The organism is Kitasatospora sp. NPDC096077 (assembly GCF_040303245.1).
Lineage (GTDB): Bacteria > Actinomycetota > Actinomycetes > Streptomycetales > Streptomycetaceae > Kitasatospora.
In genome coordinates this window covers 1-16,759 of record NZ_JBEOSV010000054.1, presented here as the reverse complement: position 1 = coordinate 16,759, position 16,759 = coordinate 1, and the positions used below count along the sequence as shown (strand labels likewise).

Annotated in this window: 16 protein-coding genes and 1 pseudogene; 6 read left to right on the top strand and 11 right to left on the bottom strand. The window is 68.4% G+C overall.

The window, feature by feature from the left end; genetic code table 11:
* The 6 genes from ABTZ03_RS32585 to ABTZ03_RS32560 form a co-directional block, all read right to left on the bottom strand.
* The gene (locus ABTZ03_RS32585; RefSeq protein WP_350516742.1) at positions 1 to 993 is read right to left on the bottom strand and encodes an ABC transporter substrate-binding protein; all 993 of its coding nucleotides are present in this window, start codon (positions 991 to 993) and stop codon (positions 1 to 3) included.
* 124 nt (positions 994 to 1,117) lie between these two features.
* On the bottom strand, positions 1,118 to 1,378 hold the full coding sequence (locus ABTZ03_RS32580) for a phosphopantetheine-binding protein (protein ID WP_350516741.1): 261 nt from the start codon (positions 1,376 to 1,378) through the stop codon (positions 1,118 to 1,120).
* A gap of 57 nt (positions 1,379 to 1,435) precedes the next feature.
* On the bottom strand, positions 1,436 to 2,794 hold the full coding sequence (locus ABTZ03_RS32575; RefSeq protein WP_350516740.1) for a lysine N(6)-hydroxylase/L-ornithine N(5)-oxygenase family protein: 1,359 nt from the start codon (positions 2,792 to 2,794) through the stop codon (positions 1,436 to 1,438).
* Between the two features lie 212 nt (positions 2,795 to 3,006).
* A complete protein-coding gene (gene argB, locus ABTZ03_RS32570) occupies positions 3,007 to 3,915 on the bottom strand; it encodes an acetylglutamate kinase (RefSeq protein WP_350516739.1) in 909 nt (302 codons plus the stop codon).
* Between the two features lie 173 nt (positions 3,916 to 4,088).
* Positions 4,089 to 4,742 carry an HhH-GPD-type base excision DNA repair protein gene (locus ABTZ03_RS32565; RefSeq protein WP_350516738.1) on the bottom strand — a complete coding sequence of 218 codons (654 nt, stop codon included), beginning with the start codon at positions 4,740 to 4,742 and terminating at the stop codon, positions 4,089 to 4,091.
* A 423-nt stretch (positions 4,743 to 5,165) separates the two neighbouring features.
* Positions 5,166 to 6,410, bottom strand: a complete 1,245-nt coding sequence (locus ABTZ03_RS32560; RefSeq protein WP_350516737.1) for an RNA-guided endonuclease InsQ/TnpB family protein — start codon at positions 6,408 to 6,410, stop codon at positions 5,166 to 5,168.
* Positions 6,411 to 6,434: 24 nt separating this feature from the next.
* On the opposite strand from ABTZ03_RS32560, the gene tnpA reads away from it, so the two are divergent.
* Entirely contained in the window at positions 6,435 to 6,881 is a 447-nt protein-coding gene (gene tnpA, locus ABTZ03_RS32555) for an IS200/IS605 family transposase (RefSeq protein ID WP_350516736.1), read from the top strand.
* Positions 6,882 to 6,922: 41 nt separating this feature from the next.
* Here tnpA and ABTZ03_RS32550 read toward each other — a convergent pair whose 3' ends face one another.
* Positions 6,923 to 7,942, bottom strand: a complete 1,020-nt coding sequence (locus ABTZ03_RS32550) for an ATP-grasp domain-containing protein (RefSeq protein WP_350516735.1) — start codon at positions 7,940 to 7,942, stop codon at positions 6,923 to 6,925.
* Between the two features lie 930 nt (positions 7,943 to 8,872).
* On the opposite strand from ABTZ03_RS32550, the gene ABTZ03_RS32545 reads away from it, so the two are divergent.
* The 3 genes from ABTZ03_RS32545 to ABTZ03_RS32530 all read left to right on the top strand — a co-directional run bounded on the left by ABTZ03_RS32545 (position 8,873) and on the right by ABTZ03_RS32530 (position 10,886).
* The gene (locus ABTZ03_RS32545; protein WP_350516734.1) at positions 8,873 to 9,337 is read left to right on the top strand and encodes an RICIN domain-containing protein; all 465 of its coding nucleotides are present in this window, start codon (positions 8,873 to 8,875) and stop codon (positions 9,335 to 9,337) included.
* A 500-nt stretch (positions 9,338 to 9,837) separates the two neighbouring features.
* Positions 9,838 to 10,218 (top strand): tyrosinase family protein, encoded by a 381-nt coding sequence (locus ABTZ03_RS32540; protein WP_350516733.1) that lies wholly within the window; start codon positions 9,838 to 9,840, stop codon positions 10,216 to 10,218.
* Positions 10,219 to 10,466: 248 nt separating this feature from the next.
* Entirely contained in the window at positions 10,467 to 10,886 is a 420-nt protein-coding gene (locus ABTZ03_RS32530; protein WP_350516732.1) for a TetR/AcrR family transcriptional regulator C-terminal domain-containing protein, read from the top strand.
* 72 nt (positions 10,887 to 10,958) lie between these two features.
* On the opposite strand, the gene ABTZ03_RS32525 is transcribed toward ABTZ03_RS32530, so the two are convergent.
* The 4 genes from ABTZ03_RS32525 to ABTZ03_RS32510 all read right to left on the bottom strand — a co-directional run bounded on the left by ABTZ03_RS32525 (position 10,959) and on the right by ABTZ03_RS32510 (position 14,579).
* Positions 10,959 to 11,549: an NADPH-dependent F420 reductase gene (locus tag ABTZ03_RS32525; protein WP_350516731.1), complete on the bottom strand. Its 591-nt coding sequence runs from the start codon at positions 11,547 to 11,549 to the stop codon at positions 10,959 to 10,961.
* Positions 11,550 to 12,542: 993 nt separating this feature from the next.
* Positions 12,543 to 12,824 (bottom strand): hypothetical protein, encoded by a 282-nt coding sequence (locus ABTZ03_RS32520; protein WP_350516730.1) that lies wholly within the window; start codon positions 12,822 to 12,824, stop codon positions 12,543 to 12,545.
* 332 nt (positions 12,825 to 13,156) lie between these two features.
* Positions 13,157 to 14,104: a chymotrypsin family serine protease gene (locus ABTZ03_RS32515; protein ID WP_350516729.1), complete on the bottom strand. Its 948-nt coding sequence runs from the start codon at positions 14,102 to 14,104 to the stop codon at positions 13,157 to 13,159.
* 25 nt (positions 14,105 to 14,129) lie between these two features.
* The gene (locus tag ABTZ03_RS32510; RefSeq protein ID WP_350516728.1) at positions 14,130 to 14,579 is read right to left on the bottom strand and encodes a fucose-binding lectin II; all 450 of its coding nucleotides are present in this window, start codon (positions 14,577 to 14,579) and stop codon (positions 14,130 to 14,132) included.
* A 549-nt stretch (positions 14,580 to 15,128) separates the two neighbouring features.
* Here ABTZ03_RS32510 and ABTZ03_RS32505 point away from each other — a divergent pair.
* Positions 15,129 to 15,773 (top strand): ISAs1 family transposase, encoded by a 645-nt coding sequence (locus ABTZ03_RS32505; RefSeq protein WP_350516763.1) that lies wholly within the window; start codon positions 15,129 to 15,131, stop codon positions 15,771 to 15,773.
* 590 nt (positions 15,774 to 16,363) lie between these two features.
* A pseudogene (locus ABTZ03_RS32495) lies at positions 16,364 to 16,759 on the top strand (hypothetical protein); the annotation flags it as partial.

The window sequence follows — 16,759 nt, the reverse complement described above, 5'->3', positions numbered from 1 at the left end:
CTAGAGGCCCTTGAGGATGGTCTCGATCTGGTCGAGGACGTTGATCGACGTCCCGTACCGGTCGGTGGTGGCGTACGTGACGGGGATGACCTTGCCGGCCTTGACGGCCTTGAGGTTCTGCCACGACGGCTGCTTCTCCAGGTCCTTGGTGTCCTGCGGGACCTCGCCGGTGGCGGCGGTCCTCGGCACCAGGATGATGTCGGCGTCGGCCAGCACGTCGAGCTTCTCGACCGAGTAGGTGACCTCGTGGTCGGTGGTGCCGGCGGAGGCCTTGGAGAACTGCGCGCCGGCGTCGCTCAGGACCCGGCCGACCCAGGAGGTGCTGGTGTCGACGAGGAACTCGCCGCCGCCGTAGGAGGAGGCGATGGTCCACTTGACGTTGTTGAGCTTGCCCGCGTAGTCGGCCTTGATCTTGGCGGCCTTGGTGTCGTAGTCGGACTTCAGCTTCTTGAACTCCGCCTCCTTGCCGACGGCGGTGGCGATCTTCTCCTGGGCGTTCAGCAGGTCGACCGGCTTGTCGATGCCGAAGTACAGGGTGGGGGCGACGCCTTCGAGCTTCTTGACGCCCCAGTCGAAGGCGGTGGCACCCTCGACGATGATCAGGTCGGGCTTGAGCGAGGCGACCTTCTCGATGTTGATCTCGATGCCGGAGCCGATCGGCTCGATCTTCTTCGCGGCCTCGGTCTGCGAGGGGAGCAGCTCCATCGGGTTGTTGTCGTCGATGGTGCTGGTGCCGACCGGCTGCACGCCGAGGTCGAGCAGGGCGCCGGTGGCGTAGGAGATGCTGACGATACGCTTGACGCCGGCCGGGACGGTGACCTTGCCGTTGGTGGCCTCGACCTCGACCGGGCCCGACGCGGCGGGAGCGCCCGACGCGGTCTCCTTGGCGTCCTTGCTGCCGCCGTTCGACCCGCAGGCCGTGAGGGCGAGCGAGGCGGTGGCGGCGACGGCGGCCAGTCTGAGGCTGCGGGACGTCAGGGCGCGGGTGTTCATGGTTCTCCTAGGTGGAACGTCTTGCGCGGCGGATCCGCCGGGCGCGGGGGCGAACCCGCCGGTGGGGGCGGGTGGGGGTGCTCCGGTCACGGGGCCGGAGCACCCGGGTGGCGCTCGGGTCCGGTCAGGTCCGGCCGAGGTAGGCCGACCAGGAGGCGACGGTCGGCGCGGTGCCGAGGTCGGCCAGTTCGGCGAACTCGGCGCGGGCGCCGCGGGAGCGCCAGATCTCGACCAGGTGCATCACGCGCATGGAGTCGAGGCCTAGGTCGCGCAGGTCGTCCTCGTCGGTGATGTCCTCGGGGCGCTCACCGAGGATCTCGGCGATGTCGGACCGGACGGTGTCCCGGTCGAAGCCGGTACGGGCGGAGGAGTGGTCGTCGCTCATGGGGAAGGTCCCTTCGGGCAGGGCGGGTTCGGGGTCCAGCGGGGGTCGGCCGCCGGCTCAGCCGGCCACGCCGAGTCGGCTCTCCTGCGCCCGCAGTTCCTCGCCGGTGCGACGCAGCAGCAGCGAGTCGCAGATCTCCCCGGACCGGACGGCGAGCGTGGACAGCAGCGAGGAGGTGATTCCGTGGGTGTGCTCGGTGCCGCCCTGGAGGTAGATGCCGACGCCGACGTGGTCCTCGGTCAGGACGCGGTGGTCGCGGTCGACACGCAGCCGGCCGAGGCCGTCGGTCAGGCACGCGGGGGCGAGGTCGCCCAGGAGCTCCCGCGGGTCCACGTGGGAGTAGCCGGTGGCGAGGACGACCGCGTCGCAGTCGAGCACGCGCTCCGCCCCGGTGGTCACGGAGACGACGGTGGCGGCGATCCCGTCCGGGCCGTGGTCGGCGCCGGTCAGCCGGGTGGCGTTGAGCACCCGCAGGCGCTCCTGGCCGGTTACCCGCTCCTGGTAGACGGTGCGGTAGAGCTGCTCGATCAACTCACCGTCCACGACCGAGTAGTTGGTGTTGGCGTGGTAGTCGAGCAGGGTCCGCTTGCCGTCCTCGGAGGCCGCGTAGAACTCGTCGACGGCGGACGGGTCGAAGATCCGGTTGGCGAACGGGCTGTCGTCGGCGGGGCTGTAGCCGTAGCGGGAGAGGACGGCGCAGATCTCCGCGTCCGGGAAGGTCCGGTGCAGGTACTCGACCGCTTCCGCGGCCGACTGGCCGGCGCCGACGACGGCGATCCGGCGGTGCCGCAGCGGCTGCTCCGCCAGCGCGGGGGCCTTCGTCAGCAGGTCCCGGGCGTGCCAGACCCGCTCGCCGAGGGTGATCCCCTGCGGCACGCGGGGGGTGAGCCCGGTGCCCACCGCGATGTTGCGGGCCTGACGGACCTCCCGGTCGCCGCCGTCGAGCGCCTCGGAGACGACCTCGACGCGCTCGATCCGGCCGCCGGACTCCACCGGGCGGATCGCGGTGACCCGGCGCCCGTAGCCGGTCTGGCCGGCGAACTCGGCGGCGCACCACTCGAAGTAGTCGTGGAACTCGAGCCGGGTCGGGTAGAAGGTCTTCAGGTTGATGAAGTCCGCGAGGCGGCCCCGCTCCTGAAGGTACGACAGGAAGGTGAAGCGGCTGCTGGGGTCACGCATCGTCACCAGGTCCTTGAGGAAGGAGACCTGCATCGTCGCGCCGTCCAGCAGCATGCCGCGGTGCCAGCCGAATCGTTCCTGCTTCTCCAGGAAACGGACCGCCAGCGCCTGGCCGGGGGCTCGCCGGTTGTGGTCGTCGATCGCGATGGCCAGGGCCAGGTTGGCGGGGCCGAAGCCTATGCCGACCAGATCGTCGACGCCCGCTCCCTCGTGGATTGCGCCGTTCTCGCGCGACATGACTCGTCCTTCCGTCCTTCTGCTGATCGTTCACAACCCGGGGGAACCCGGCTCGCGGCTTCGGCAAAGCCACCAACTCACCATGGTTAGGCTTACCTAAGTTCTCTTATGCGGGGTGGGCCAGTCAAGTTCGGCCGCGGTGATCTCCATCTCCGCCCCACCCGGCCTGACCTGCCTGAACCCCCGGACCCGGCAGCCCCGCCCGTTCCCGGTCACCCGGACGCAGCCCCGACGGCGGTCCGGGCCCGCCGACCTGCGGGCCGGACGGACGGCGGCGGCACGACCTCCGTACCCGGTGCGTCGGCACCGAAGGCCCGCACCAGGGCGAACCGTTCACGGCCGTCGAGAATCCGGACCGAGCCCACACCCGCGCCGAGGGCCGTCAGACAGGCCCTCATCTTCGGCACCATTCCGCCACCGAGGTCCGGCAGCATGGCCGTCAGCTCGTCGGAATCCAGGCGCGGGATCACACCGCCCCGGGGCGGCCACGAGGGATAGAGCCCCGGAACGTCGGTCAGCATCAGGAGCGCGTCCGCCCGCAGCGCTCCCGCGACGGCGGCCGCGGCGGTGTCCGCGTTGACGTTGTAGACCGCGCCGTCCGGCCCCGGTGCCACCGAGGACACCACCGGGATCCGGCCGGCCCCGAGCAGGGACTCGATGAGCGAGGGGCGCACCGCCCCGACGTCGCCCACCAGACCGATGTCCACGCGTTCGCCCGCGAGCTCGGCGAACCGTTTCACGGCCGTCATGGTGCCCGCGTCCTCCCCGGTCAGGCCGACCGCGAACGGCCCGTGGGCGTTGATCAGCCCGACCAGCTCGCGTTGCACCTGCCCCGCGAGCACCATCCGCACGACGTCCATGGCCTCCGGCGTCGTGACGCGCAGACCGCCGACGAAGGAGGACTCCAGCCCGAGACGGCTCAGCTGGGCGCCGATCTGGGGGCCACCGCCGTGGACCACGACCGGCCGCAGCCCCGCGTAGCGCAGGAAGACCACATCACGGGCGAAGGCCGCCTTCAACTGCCCGTCCACCATGGCGTTGCCGCCGAACTTGACCACCACGACGGCGCCTTCGAAGCGCCGGAGGTCGGCGAGGCAGGAGCCGAGGTCCGGGGGACGCACGTCCGCCCCGACCCGGCCCGCGCCAGAAGAACCCACACGCCCTCGGCTCACTCCAGCCCCCGCATCCGCGTTCCGGTTCCGTGCGGTGCCGGTGGCGCCGCCGCCTGCCGGAGCCCCGGATATCGGTCCGAAGAGCATCCGCCCCCACCTGGGGAATTTAGGCAAGGATTACCTTACATTGATCCTCTGATGACGTCACCCGCCGCCCGCCCCGGCCGCACGGTGACGGACCGCGTCGGGCCCTGGGGCCTGGCCCGCCTGGCGGCCAGCCGCTGTTCCTGCCTGGCGATGCGCACCCGCTCCAGCGACTCCGGGCCGGTGACGTCCGCGGCCGACCGGAACACCCCGTCCTCACCGTAGGGCCCGGCCGCCCGCGACCATCCGTCAGGCCGCACGCCGTACCGCTTGGCGAGCAGCGCCACGAAGATCTGCGACTTCTGCTGACCGAAACCGGGCAGTTCCCTCAGCCGTTTGAACAGTTCTCCACCCGTGGCGGCCCCCTTCCACACCAGGGCCGCCTCACCGTTGTGGCACGCGACCAGGTGCCGGCAGAGCTCCTGCACACGCCGGGCCATCAACGCCGGAGCGGAGTGCACCGCGGGCGCGGCCGAGAACAGTGCGGCCAGACCCGCGCGGTCGTGGGCGGCGATCTCGTGCACATCGAGGTCGGACCGACCCAGGCGCCGCGCGATCGTCAGCGGCGCCGCGTAGGCGCGTTCCAAGGGCATCTGCCAGTCCAGCAGCGTTCCGACCAGGACGGCCAGCGCACTGCGTCCCAACAGCGCATCGGCCTCGGCGTGCTGGGTGATTCGGACCACGACAGCCACGGGTGGACCCTCCTCCAAGCGGTCGGTCGGATGCCGTCCCAGTCTGACCGACCGCCACCGGGCAGGGGCGGCCGACACGCACGCCCCGGCACCGGCCCCCACGGCATCGGCACAGGTCACACCGCATCCGGCGGGTCCGCCGTCGGCACGGCGACGCGGGGAGCCGAGGCGGCCGGAGCCCGCACCCGGGCGTCAGCCGGGGCCGGGCCCCGGCCGGCAGGTCTACCGGCCGCGCGGTTCGAGGCTCGCGGACGAGCGGGTCGGGGTGAGGGCGGAGAAGCGTTGCCCGGTGGCGCGGAGCATCTGCCGGCGCTGCTCCTGGGTCTTGTCGGCGACGCGGTCGAAGTCGATCCACCGCAGGTTCCCGATGCCGATCTTGCCGAAGGTCCCCTTGAACAGGATCTTGTTGACGTCCTCCAGGTCCTAAAGGACCTGGATTCCTGCCACCGGAACGTGCCGGTCTGGGTGGGTTCCTGCTTCAACGCGCGGTGCCGGGACCGGAGCCCTGGTCTTACCTGCGCTCTGCGAGGCGTTCAGCCTGTCCGTCCGTCCGGCGGCCAGGATGTTGCGTGCGGCGTTGACATCGCGGTCGTGGACAGTCCCGCAGTCCCCGCAGGCCCACTCACGGACCGACAGCGGCTTGGGGCCGTCCTTGATCCCGCAGGCGGAGCAGACCTGGGAGGTGGGCTCGAAGCGGCCGATGCGGCCGAAGTACCGGCCGTGCCTGATGGTCTTGTACTCCAGCATCGCAAGGAACTGCGACCATCCGGCGTCGTGCACGGACTTGGCGAGGCTGGTCCGCGCGAGGCCCTTCACCGCGAGGTCTTCCACGTACAGCGCTTGGTTGTCGCGCACGAGTCGCGTGGATTCCCTGTGGTGCCAGTCCCGGCGGCGGTCGGCCACGCGGGCGTGCTGACGCGCGACCTTCCTGCGGACCTTGGCCCGGTTGTTGCTGCCCTCCGCGCAGCGGCTCAGGGCCTTCTGCATCCGCTTGAACCTTCGCTCCGCTTGGCGCAGGAACTTCGGGGCGTCGATCTTCTTCCCGTCCGACAGGACGGCGAAGTGGGTGAGACCGAGGTCGATCCCGGTCTCGCTGTCCAGGTCGCCGCCGAAGTCCAGGTCTTCGATGATCTGCGGTTCGGTGTCCACGACGAAGGATGCCCAGTACCGATCGGCGGCGTCCCTGGTGACCGTGACCGAGGTCGGGGCGGCCGGGAGAGGACGCGACCAGCGCACCTCAAGGTCGCCGATCCTCGCCACGTACAGACGGCCGTTGTCCCGCAGGGAGAACCCGTTGGCGGTGAACCGGACCGACTGCCGATTGTCCCGCTTCGACTTGAAGCGGGGGGGTGCGATCTTCGGACCCTTGCGCCTGCCGGTGACCGAGGAGAAGAAGTTCCGGTAGGCGGTGTGCAGATCCCGAAGGGACTGCACCAGCACCACCGACGACACATCCGCCAGCCACGCACGTTCCCCGGTGTGCTTCGCGGTGGTGATGACCTGCTTCTGCAAGTCGGTGTCCTTGACGTACGGCAGCCCCGCCGCACGGGCTTCCCGACGCGCCCGGAGGCCGTCGTTGAAGACCACCCTCGCGCACCCGAACGCCTGAGCCAGCGATCGACGCTGACCGGGCGTGGGATGCACCCGGTAGTTGTACCGGAGCTGCACGACCCTGATCGTATCTTCTGGTCCATGGCTGTCGAAACCGACTGCAGACGCGGCCGGCAGGTGATTTCCGCGATGCATGTCCACTCGGTCTTCGTGACCAGGTACCGGCGCGGTGTCCTCAACGACGAGATGCCGACCGTCTGCGAGGAGGCGATGCGGAAGGTCTGCATCGACTTCGAAGCCGAGCTGACCGAGTTCAACGGTGAAACCGATCACGTCCACCTGCTGGTGAACTACCCGCCGAAGGTCGCCGTCTCCAGCCCGGTGAACAGCCTCAAGGGCGTATCCTCGCGCATCCTCCGCCGGGACTTCACCGGCCGTGTGAACCGCGCCGTCATGCACGGCCACTTCTGGTCTCCGTCCTACTTCGCCGCGTCCTGCGGCGGCGCACCGCTTACGATCACCCGGCAGTACATCGAACAACAGCAGCGCCCGGTGCGACGCTCCGCGCTGACGGACCGTTCCGTCTAACCCCGCCCTGAAGGACGGGGCTCTTGCGCCGGAAAACCCGGTCATCGGACTTCAGCATCGATGGGGACGTCCCCCGCCGGGGAGAGCAGGAAGTCCACGAAGTGATCAGTCAGGGGCTCACCGACGAGTGGCTCCAGGAACAGGAACTGGCCCTGCGGGTTCACCTCGAGCCACACCGGCTCCCCGTCCGGCGTCAGTTTGAGGTCCACGATGCCCATCCGCAGTCCGAGCCGCCGCAGTACCGAGGTCACCCGCCGTGCCAGATCCTCCGGAACGTTCCACTTGGACATCGGGATCTTGAGGTCCGGGCGCCAGTCAAGGCTGTCGGTCTCGAGGAGGGCCGCATACATCCGCTCACCGAAGCAGTTGAGTCGCACGTGCCGGTGACCCTCGATGTATTCCTGGTAGACAGCGGGGCACACCTCGAACGACGGCACCGGGATCGTCATCGGATCCTCGATGAACTGAGTGAACATGAAGGGTCCGTAGGCTCCGATCACCGGTTTGACGACAGCCCGTCCGACCTGCTGGGCGAAGGCGACAACGTCCCCGCGCGACTGGGAGACGAGCGTCCGGGGCACCCGGAACCCGGCCTCTTTCGCCACCGCGAGCTGGTACAGCTTGTCCGCGGCGCGGCTGGTCGCGTCCGGGGGCGAGATCCACCGCCCGTGGAAGGCCGCGGCGAGGGTCCCGGCGAGCGCGCCGCAGCAGTCGTTGTTGACGAGATTCCTCTCGTGCTCGGTGGCCGCGTGCCTTGTGGCCTGTTGATCGGCTTTCACCCGCCGCCACCAGAGCACCGACACCTCACCGACGGGGATCGCGATTCCCTCGGATGTCAGGACAGTGGGCGGAGAGTCTCCGTGCGAGCGCCAGGACAGGCTTTGCCGACCGCTGATCCTGTCGCACTCGACGATGTGGAAGTCGCGGTATCCCCGGGTACGCGCCGCTTGCTGGATGGCGAGGGCGTGGAAGTCGTCCTGGACCGAAACGGTCAGGATCACTCCAGCCTGGCCAGGTCGGAGTCGTCGCAGCAGCCGGCCGAGCACGAGATCGTGCAGCACCGGCCCTCGGGAGCGGGGACATTGATCCCGGTGCTCACCTGCACCGCGGACTCCCATGCACGCAGTTCCTCAGGGGTCTCCAACCGGACGAACGAGTCGGGTTGGACACGCAGAACGACAGGGGGCGGCATCTTGACGAAAGCATCCGAGTTTTCGTCCACACGATCGCCAAGCTTGAGTCCGAACATCGACCTCACCTCCACAGCGCCTTGAACACTGACAAATCGCCGCACTCCACAGTTTAGTAGCCGCCTGCGGGCTACGCCATCCGTGGCTCTGCGCGCGCCATGTGGCCCTGCGCGACTGATGTGTGACGTTCTACGGCACAGGGCCAGCCCGGCCCGGCCCGGGAGAAGCCGGTCGGCAGACGGCAGACGTTCACTCCTCGTCGGCCCAGTCGGCCGTCGCCGGTGTGGGTCCGAGCACCATCGGCCACTCCTCCTTGTCGGCGAGCAGGCACGGTCTTTCGTCGTGGTGATCAGGGACTCGACACCTCATGATCACCCGAAGCCGTGCCTGCCTCCGTTCCCGAGCAATCCGCGAACCTCACTGCCACATCAGCCGCCTGAACCGGCACCAAGACGGACAGCCCACTTGAACGACGCCGCCCTGCATCTCCTCCTGCCGCTGTTCCGGGATTCCCTTCGCTTCCCATGGCCATCTCCCGACCGCTCCCAGTCCCTTGACTCGTCCCCCCGCGAAGCGCAGTCTGTAAGTGTACAACTTATATATCCGGTATATCCGTGCACCAGCAGCATATGCCGCGTGCAGCGCCTCGGGGCGGGCGACTCGGACCACGGAACGGGACACCGTACCCACTGCGCGACAGGTCACGGCCGAATACCCGATCCCGCTGCACGGCTACGGCGCCGGAGCCGGTGAAGCGAGCCGGCTTCATCCAACCATCCAGCAGTCAAAGGGGATTGAAGCATGCCTCTTCCTGGAAACTTCGTGGTTGTCTCGGCCAATCACACCAACATGGCTCTGTTCACAGAGAACGAACCCGGTGCCCCTGTGACCCAACAGCCCATCGGTCCGGATCTGCTCCAGGTGTGGACCCTGAACCCCTTGGGCGGCGAGGCGTACAGCATCCAGCTTGCCGGGCCGCAGAGCTTTCCGACCATGAGCTTGGACTTGGGTAACGGTGGGGTCCCCGCTGTGCACACCCCGTTGGTCGTCAATCCGGTCAACGATTCCGGATCTCAAATTTGGAATCTCGTCGAGGAGGCCAGTACGGGAAACTTCGCCATCGTATCGAGCCTAAGCAATCAGGGGCTGGTCGTTGATGTGGAAGGCGGAGGTGGCAACGCCGGCGCCGTCATCCAGCTTTTCGAGCCCTACAGACCGCCACACCTCAACCAGCAGTGGCAGTTCAGGTACACGACGAGGTTGTAGCCAGTAGTCCGCCCGACGACCTCGTCCACCAGCCGCTCAGCGGCTTCGGAACCGGGGCCGGAGTGACGGCAGAACACCCGCTGAGAGGCGGTGCGCGGCGCAGCACCGTTATGGCCAGATGCGATCAAGTGCCTGGCGCGAGAACCTGGGAGCAGGCGGTTGCGAAGGAGGTATGCCCCCGCCGGCCGCCCGTACGGATGTGCACCGCCGCACCGTGACGGCAGGTCACGGTCGGCCGGGTACGCGGCACTGCCTCGCCCCCCTCCCTCGCATTCGGCTCGCGCCAGGTGGCGTACCGGTGCCGGTTACCACCCGCCGAGACCGGAGCAAAGGGGTTTCTGTCATGGCCGGGGTCCGCAAGAACATCTTGAAAGACACCACGGCGCGCGACGACTTCATCGAGGGCATCCTGCGCCTCAAGGGGAACATGACCGGCTTCACCACCGGCATGTACGGCCATTCCCGGGCCCAACCAGCCGCTGTCCACCTGCGACCTCTTCGTGGTCGAGCACATCCGGGCGACGAGACAGGCCATTCCGCCGCCTGGGAACTGGATGATGCGCAACATCGCGCACCGCTCGCCGGCCTTCCTTCACAACCGGGTCCACGACTGGGTCGGCCTCGACATGATTCCGATTAGCTCGCCCAACGACCGGATATTCTACCTGCACCACTGCAACGTGGACCGAATCTGGGAAACCTGGATGAGCAAGAAAGGCCGCAGTTACGTCCCCGCCATGGACGCCCCACCAATATTCACCGGAATCCGGATCGACGATATTCTCCCCTTTCAGGGCTTCCCGCGCGACGACCCGCCAACACCGCGCCGTGCCCTCGACATGACTGCTCGCTACAGCTACGACCAGCTGGTGCCGACCTGAACCCCGGCCACCCACGCGAACCACCACCGTGAGCTCCAGCAGAACGCTCACGCCGAGCCGCTGAGCAGCCAGGGCCGAACCACCGGGCGCCCGTCACCAGGTGTTTCGCCGCGATAACGGGGGTCGGGTTCCGCGCCGGGGTCGGGGTGGTTTCACCAGTGAGGCGGCGGGTCGTGAGGCCGATCATCGCAACCTGGATCACGGCTTCCGAGCGAGCAGGGAGGGCTTCGTAGGGGAAGGTGCATTGGGTGGCAGGGCTCGCGTTCTCCTGGCTGCACCAGTTCACCCAGCCGCCCACCGGCGGCCCGGACACCGCCCCCGCCACCGAACAGGCCTGGCCCGACCGCCTACGGGAACTGGCCACCCGGGCCCGCGCGGCCATGCTCGCCCACCGCGACGGCGCCCGGCTCGTGGTCTCCTTCACCGCCCCGCCGCCCAACGCCGTCGCCTACTTCGGCGCCCTGATCGGCACCCTTCGCTCGGCCGGAGCCGATGCCCCGGCCGCCCACCTCGGCGCGGACGTGGTCACCAGCTTCGTCAACGGCTACACCCTCGAAGAACAGGCCCGCCAGGCCGCGCTGATCCCCCAGGACCAGCGCGACGCGACCTTCCGGCTGGAACTGGACATCGTGATCGCGGGCAAGCGCACACGACTGCTGCACGACTGAGCGGAGCCCGCCACGGCAAGCAGTACCGGGGCGGCTTGCCGTGGCGGGCCCGGGCAGCCGGACGCCCGACCGTCAGTCGTCCTCGTGGAGCAGTCGCAGGGCCACCCGGCGGCCGTGGCCGCGTTTGACAGCGAGTGCGAACCACAAGCGGGTCAGTCCGTCCACGACGTGGACGGTGTCGTTTCCCCCGACGTAGACCGGGCGCAGGCCGATGTCGGCGATGAGACGTTCGGCCGTCGCGCGGGTGTCGGCGTCGCAGGCGGTGAAGAACTGGTCGGCGGGGACGCCGTCGACGACGGGGTCGGCGAGCAGTTCCCAGCCGAGCGTGCTGAACGCCCGGATGTAACGCGCCCCCGCGTTCACCAGCGGGTCACGGCTGTGCAGGGCGTCACCGCCGAAGCGCACGGTGGCGTCGATGACAGGTTTCCCGGCCAGGGCCGTGCGGTGCCCTTGGGCGAGTTCGGGTACCGCGGCTGCCGGCAGAGCCAGCACGACGGCCTCGGCGTCGGCGAGGGCCCGGGGGACATCGGTGACGGTGGCGCCGGCGAGGCTGATCGGCTTGCCGGGGTCGCGGGCACCGAAGGTGACCGAGTGCCCCACCCGGAGCCATCCCGCGCCCAGCGCCCGGCCGATGTCCCCGGCCCCCACTATCGCGATCCTCATCTCTTGTCTCCTTCGCAGGACGCCGGTTGACGGAGGCACGTGGTACCGGCTGATGACGACATGTCACTCCAACTTACCGGCGGCGTCATGAATGCCGTGCGCCATGCAGCAAAGTGCCACCCGCAAAGTGCCACCCGCTGGCTGCGTGCCTCCTGGACAGAGGCCGTCACCAGCCAACCTGCGGAGGTCAGGCCGAGGCTTCTGAACGGCCGTAGTGCGCCCGGGCCACCCCCACCTGCACCTGCCCTTGCCCCCGGCCCGGTGCTGCACCAGAAGTCGCGGGACGGCCCCCGACGGCGGCCCGGACGGCGACCGGCACCGCCGGGCGCGCCAGAAAGGGGCCTGCGGCCCCCGCTGCCGACACCGCGACCGCCAATCCATACCACCCAGAAGATCCCGTGCGCCGTCAACGCGGCAACTCCCAAGGCAGCACCACCGAACCGAACACCGGGCAAGGACGGACCGGAACGGCGGCCAGGGCGCAGCAGCGGGCCCGGCGGGGCGGCCAAGCCGGGCGCAGCGGGGCCGACAAAGCGGCCGACGGCAGCCTGGACGACGAGCAGGGGCGCAGCAGCGGCCGGCAGGACGGCGACGGGAAGGCGGGGAGCCGCCGAGGCCGGCGGACCGGCACGGCCAGTGCAACACCGCACCGCACGCACCCTCCCCGCCACATGACACCTGGTCAGACCCGAAACGCCACCCCGCGTCGCACCCCAGCGCAACGCCGCGTTACACCCGTCACCAGACCGCCGAGCACCACCACCAGCAGAAGGCCGCCGAAAAGGCCAGCCTTCTCGGCGGCCGCCCGACCACCCGGACGGCGCCCCAGAACGGCCAAGCCCGTTACAGCAACGCTGGCCTGACGGCCGACCAGGACAACGGCCGCGACGTTCACCAAGAATGGCTTCGCCGCGGCTGGCACGATGCCATCGCGCTTAGACCGCCCACGAGGGAGAACCGGGCATACGGGTGGTCCGGCCTGGCCCCGTGCGGTCAGGTGATGTTCTTGTAGCGGTAGGCGGCGTAGTCGGCCTTTTGGTCCCAGTACGGGAACAGGACCTTGTGGTGCTGCGCGCGGGGCGGCGTCTGCTCGTACGCGATGTAGTGGGTGTGTGCCCTGTCTGCCCAGCCAGGGAAGAGCAGTACGTTGCCGGTCTTGACGTCGATCAGCGCGTCGTCGGGCTGGAGCTTTCCTGCCGTGATCCGCTGCGTCACCGCGGGGTCGGTGAGCTGCTCGGCGGTCAGTAGGCGGAGTCCGATCTGCCACTCGCTCACGCTCCCGCCGCCCTGGCAGCTCTGGCGAAGCACAACCTGCCGGTGACCGCCGAGGACGCCGCTGCGGTGCTCGCCGGCCAGGAACCCACGCTCCGAGAGACACTCCGCAGCCTGCTGGGAGCAGGACAACGACGCGAGGCGCTGTTTCTCCTGCGAAAGGCCACAGGCGTCGGCGTCGTCACCGCACGGCGAAATCGCGGCAGAGCTCGCCCCAGCCCCTTCCTAGACCCAGCCACACGAGGGGCCCGCCGGCCACGAGGGACCCGTGGCCGGCGAACACCGGCGCCGGGTTGCCGCCCCAATCGGTTGCCGCCGGCGCGGCCCCAAAAACCTCACAGGGAAATCTTGAGCGCCTCCATTATCTGCCCGATGGGATTGATGGTGGTGCGCCTGGCCTGGTCGCTGCCGGCTATCACGAGACCTATGAGATAGCCGTCCGAGTCCCGTACTGGGGATCCCGAGTCGCCGCTTTCCGCGAGAGCCGGATCCCCCATGAATGGAGGCTCTGCGGAATATTGATAATAGAACCACGTGGATCCCAGGCGCTGACTTTCTATCAGCACCGTTGTATTCGTGCTTTCAATGACGCCGCGCCGGTACTCCGTCGCCGCCCCGTACTTGTTCACCAGGTCCGCGATGCTCGCGTTCTTCGCGCCAAGCACACCCCCCACGGTGTCAATGTTCGGAGATGCCGCTCGCCCGCTTACCGTGGACACGGCGGCGTCGACATAGAGGTCATAACCCCAGGGAATGTCAACCTGTCCATAGATTCCCCGCACGACCTCTCCTATGGTGTCGCGCACCGGATCGCCCCCGTATGTCGGTGCCGGTTGCAGGATGCGCTTGTCGTATTGCTGCCACGAACGGTCAAGGCACATCACATGGAAAGCGCTCAGCCAAAGTGGATTCTGGCTCTGCTGGTCCTTGACCAGGAGGCCAAGCGAGCCAAATCCGGTGGCTAACCTGGCCGGGGCAATGCATGCCCCGCCGACAGCCGGGTCGTATCGTTTGGGGTCTACCAGGGACTTGAACGTGGCCTCGACGACGTCAGTCGGTATTCCGGATATACTTTTCGGAATCTCATCCTCGGGGCGATACTGCCCTTTCTTTCTGACGAAGACCACGATCGCCAGCTGGGACGTTTTTTCACCGGCAACCTGCTTGAATCCGATGTCTATGCCAGTCACGCCAGGCATCGTGACCAGCTTTCTCTCCGCCTCCTGCTTCGTCGGGAGTATTCGGGCCACCTGCTGTGGATCGGGAAACACGCTCAACACCATCCCGGCTCACTCGTACAGACTGCGATTAGCCACCCTCAAGCAGTTTCTTCCGAGCCGACAGTGCCGCATTGCGGACTGGCGGAGGATTATACCAGAGGAATTGGACGACGGCATCGTTCCAGTCCACATCGATCCAGTCCTCCGATGCGACGAGATACGTGGCCGCCGTCCACCCCAGGCTGCAGCCTGCCCCGGCCACCTGGGAGGCGGTCCAGGTGCTCCCGTCCTTGGAATAAGAGATATCGACGACAACCTGGTACCCGTTGAGGTGGCTCCCGGTGGACGGAGTGGTGTAGTCGAAGCTCGCCGGGCTTGTCGCCCTGTTCCCTTCACCTTGTCCGGTCAGCGTCTGCACCGTGCCGTTCTCAAACGTGACCCGGATGCGCTGCTGGTAGGCTGCATTCGTGAACCCGTATACGTATACTTTTGTGGCGAACGGCAAGTAGAGAGTCCACGGACTGAAAGCATCACTCATCTCATTCCGCCTCCGCTTCCTACGGAATTATCTGCCCATACCACGATTGTCCGCCGGTCGGGCGGAGGCCGGGAGACGGGCTAGGCCATCCGGGTGACAGGGCTGCGGCGTAGTCGGATGGCGTCCGGTTCGTGATGGTCTGTCGGCTGGTCGGTCCCGGAACGGAGGCAGGCACGGTTTCCAAGATCATGGAGTTCTCTACGCTGCCATGACCTGAGTGGAAGATCGCCGACGCCCCGGCCCACGTGCTGGAACAGCTCGGTCTGCGACTCGACCCGCTGCTGCCCCGCCGACTGGCGACCTCCGAGTCCGCGGTGCGACGGCTGCTGACCGGGATCGACGCAGACGCTCTGGAACGGGCAGCCGGACGCTGGCTCGCAGACCGCAGCCCGACACCACGGCACTCCACCGGCCTGCGCGGCCTGTCCGTCGACGGCAAGAGCCTGCGCGGTGCGGCCCGGACGAAAGGGCGCAAAATCCACCTGCTCGCCGCCGTGGAGCTCACCACCGGCCTGGTCCTGGCCCAGCTGGACGTAGGGCGAGAAGACCATCGAGGTCACCCGCTTCCAGCCCCTGCCGGACGCCGTCACCGACCTGGTCGGCACCGTCGTCACCAGCGACGCACTGCACACCCAGCGCGAGCACGCCGCCTACCTCCTCGACCGCAAAGCCCACTACATCGTGATCGCCAAGGGCAACCAGAAACACCTGCGCCACCAGCTCAAATCGCTGCCCTGGAAGGACATCCCGCTCCAGGACCGAACACGCGGCAAGGGCCACGGACGCTCCGAGATCCGCCGGATCAAGGCCTGCACCGTCAACAACCTGCTGTTCCCCGGGGCCCGCCAGGCCATCCAGATCAAGCGACGACGGACCGACCGCAAAACCGGCCGAACCACCATCAAGACGATCTACGTAGTCACCAGCCTCACTGCCGAACAGCCCACCCCCGCCCGACTCGCCCGCCTGGTCCGCGACCAATGGGGCATCGAGGCCCTGCACCACGTCCGCGACACCACCTTCACCGAGGACGCCTCACAGCTTCGGACCGGCAACGCGCCCCGCGCGATGGCCACCTTGCGCAACCTCGCCATCGGCGCCATGAAGCTGACCGGCGTCACCAACCTCGCGGCAGGCCTGCGACGCAACGCCCGCGACTCCCGCCGCCCCCTCGCCCTCCTCGGTCTCGGATGACCACAAACCGGACGCCATCCGACTACGCCGAAGCCCTGCACCGGGACCGCGAATCCGCACCGCTCCTACGGCCTCTACGAAAGCGTGGGGTGCCGGCACCGGAACGAATACGTGCGCTACCGCAAGCCGATCGATGTCCGGTCCGGCGGGGCAGCTCCGGACCGCCTCGGTGGTCCGGAATCCCGAGGATCAAGCCCAGCTTGATCGCCCGGACCGGTCCCAGGCGACGGGCACGAAGTTCGTGGGCGCTCAGGTCGTCCGCGTTCTCCAGGCCGTTGGTGTCATACCCCGATGTTTTGAGCGCGTCGAAGACACGGTCGCGCTTGTAGCGGTCCGTACTGGTGGCCAGCAGATTTCGGGCTCGGTCGGCCAACTCTCCTCAGTGCCGAGTGAGAGCCGGGTACTGCGCCAATGGGATGGCGGCAACGATGGCTGCGGCACGCACCCCCGCGTCGTCGTGGGCCAAAGGAGCAGTGCTCAGGACTTCTGGATCAGCTCCCGGGGGCGCGTGGAGGGCGTACCTTCCGGGTGATTGATCGAGAAGTCACCGAGTGGACCCGCGTTGCGGCGCGGGTCGGGAAGGCACGCCCGTGCTGAGCGTGGTCACCGCCGAGGGTTCCACCGAGTCCGGCTCCCTGATCGACGAGATCGTGCGCGAAGGCGCCCGCCGGATGCCTGCTGCCGCGCTGGAAGCGGAAGTCAACCGGTACATGGCCGACTTGGCCGCTGAGACCGACGGGTCCGGTCGGCGGCTGGTTGTCCGCAATGGGCACCATCGGCCCCGCAGGGTGGTCACCGCAGCCGGTCCGGTCGAGGTCACCGCACCTCGGGTGACCGGCCGGCCTGTCGCCGGCCACCGTCACCCGGCTGACGAAGCAGTGGGGCCAGGACCGGGCAGTCCCGCCGCCGCGCTCGCGATGGTGTTCGAGCTCGTCGCGTCCGCCCGGACACGCCGGCGCGCGATCACCGGAGCCCACCTCGTCGCA